Here is a 2,491-nt window from a genome sequence, read left to right on the forward strand (position 1 = left end):
AGAGAGAGAGAGAGAGAGAGAGAGAGAGAGAGAGAGAGATTCATATAAACACAGAAAGATGAAAAAGATAGTCATTCAAAAATGAAAACTAAATAATTCTGGTAAAAATAACCTTATACCTTTGTTTTGTGATGCTTTGTTTTTTTTTACATCAAGAGGAGGCCTAAGATACCCCCAAAATTCATACAATATATCCGTGAGACGACTGAGGCATCTGTCGCTTCCTGAAGCATTCAAATGAACTCCATCGCTCGCCAAGTCTTCACTTTCCATGCCCATACCATGGATGCGCGATATAGAATCCGGTAACCTCCCCAGACACCTGTTTACTGCATTTTTTATTGTCTTGTACCGACTTGGCGTTATTTCGCCTGGCTGTAGGCGGGGTTCAATGCTCATAATATGACACGCACCACAAGTGAGCTCTTCAGCCTTTAGGGCAAGCTCAGTGGTTTCTCGTCCAAGCTCACTGCTTTTGTTTTCTTATTAATATCATTCCCGCCTAACAGGAAGAGCGCGAAGTCAGGTTGGTAGGCAATAAATTCTTGCCAGACAGGACGCTGCATAATGTCACTTACCTTAGTCCCAGGTGAACCACACTTGCAAACCTCGAGCCATGGCATCTTCATCGTTGATTCAAACCTAAGCCTAGAAACGTAGCTATGTCCTAACATGGCTACCTTTGTAATCTGCCTACAGCTCAAATCACCTGTGCTGCTGTTGACCTGCATGCTCCCGACAAAGAACATAATACAAAAATAGTAGTAAGCAGATAGAATTCAGGGTGCCCCGCCAAAACTCTGTCTGCCAAAAACTCTGTGTCACTAATAATGTCTACTAGTGAACAAAACACAACTGTTGCGGCTGAGAACACAAAATTATGCTGTCGCAAGGGGCTGACTGTAGACTTGCTGGTTTATCTGTCAGGTCACACACTCAGCCGCTCAGCGCACTGCCGGACTTGCTGACTGAGTAACGCGTCTCGTTTCCGGTCTCCACCAGCCATGTCTCCGGCAGAGTTGCCAAGAAAAATGGAGAATGACAAACATGTATTGTGATTGCTGTTAACGTCAAAAGGTAATCAGGTACCTGGCAACTCCCATTGTCCGTTACACACACACACATACACACATACACACACACACACACACACACACACAACATTTCCATTCATCGGAGTCCTCCACCTCTTTTCAGTGTCCTCTTCCTCATCCGTCTGCTCTTTTATCATCTCTTCCTTCCTTTGCTCTTCCTCTAAACTCAATCTGCAATCATCATCTTATTCTCCTCCCCTCCTCTTCCTCCTCCTCCTCCTCCTTCCATTTCCTCTCCTCCTCCTCTTCCATCACCGCAATCCTGCTGCCTCCCCAGTAAGCCTGACCTTCACCAGAGGATGAGACATACGTGTTTGGGGCCTGTTCGGGGTCGCCATCAGAGGCTGGCAGTCATTTAGCGACGCGCCGCAACATGATAATGGACGGCCTCACGGCAGCCCGCAGCGACAACACCACACACCACAAAACTCATCACCAACAACCATGATTCACGCCACCCAATCCAGACGCCCTGACCCCCAAACTCTTAGCTCACGCACCCCGCTCTCCCTCTCCCATCTCGCCTTCATTACCGCCCTCTCCTACGCCTTTTCTCTTTACTCCTACACAGTATTCTCCCTTGGCGTTGCATTGGCCTTAGCCCCAACCCCTTCCCTAACTACCCTAGCTCAACCTCTTCTTCCATCTCGCCTTCATCAAACTCTTATCCTTCATTATCATGAGTCCAGTCCTCTACATAACTTCTTCCACCTTAATTTTAACAAACCCGTCCTTTCAGTAGCCCCAGCCTGACTTCCCTGCTTAACATCTCCATACCAGCCTCTCCATTCCGCCCTGCCCACGTTGTATCTGTGTTCCCCACCATGGTTCTCCACTATCACTATCCCTCTCCACTTCAAACTTCTTCCATCCTGATTCTAACGCTGGCTCCTCCTTCAACAGCACTCTCATCCCCAACCTCTCACCCCCATTAAGCCACCTCAGCCCCCACTGTAACCCTCGGAGCCTCCATGCACTCTCAGGCCTTTGCACTACAGCTGCTTCAATTACTGTACACATCACAGCCCCCACCATCGCCGCCACCATCACCACCATCACCACGACTACCTCCACTACCATAATTAGCCGCACAAGAGAGCGTTGTACTTATTCCACAACGCCCAACATCACAATTAGTGAAAGTCCTTCATCAGCCTCTATTAACCATTAGCCGCGAAGACCAATTACCTGATGAGGAAGAGGAGGAGGAAGAGATAGAGCATGAGTACGAAGGAGGAAGGAAAAAGGAAGGAGGAAGTACAAGAGGATATATAAGGAGGAGGAAGAAGAAGAGGAAATATAAGGAGGAGGAGGAGGAGGAGGAAGACGAGGAAGAAGAAGAAGAAGAAGAAGAAGAAGAAAGAAAGAAAAAAAAAGAAAAAGAAATAAAGATGATG

Annotated in this window: 2 protein-coding genes; one reads left to right on the forward strand and one right to left on the reverse strand. The window is 47.5% G+C overall.

What is annotated here, in order from left to right; all coding sequences use genetic code 11:
* Positions 1–75: 75 nt before the first annotated feature.
* Positions 76–273: a hypothetical protein gene (locus ACK5JN_RS00175; protein ID WP_416868299.1), complete on the reverse strand. Its 198-nt coding sequence runs from the start codon at positions 271–273 to the stop codon at positions 76–78.
* Between the two features lie 1,957 nt (positions 274–2,230).
* On the opposite strand from ACK5JN_RS00175, the gene ACK5JN_RS00180 reads away from it, so the two are divergent.
* A partial coding sequence (locus ACK5JN_RS00180; RefSeq protein ID WP_416868300.1) for a hypothetical protein occupies positions 2,231–2,491 on the forward strand: 261 nt, incomplete at its 3' end.

It is taken from the genome of Kluyvera sp., assembly GCF_047971185.1.
Classification (GTDB): domain Bacteria; phylum Pseudomonadota; class Gammaproteobacteria; order Enterobacterales; family Enterobacteriaceae; genus Kluyvera.

Coding starts and splice junctions, on each gene's coding strand:
- ACK5JN_RS00175 (WP_416868299.1), bottom strand. CDS start 273: ATGGAAAGTGAAGACTTGGCGAGCGATGGAGTTCATTTGAATGCTTCA.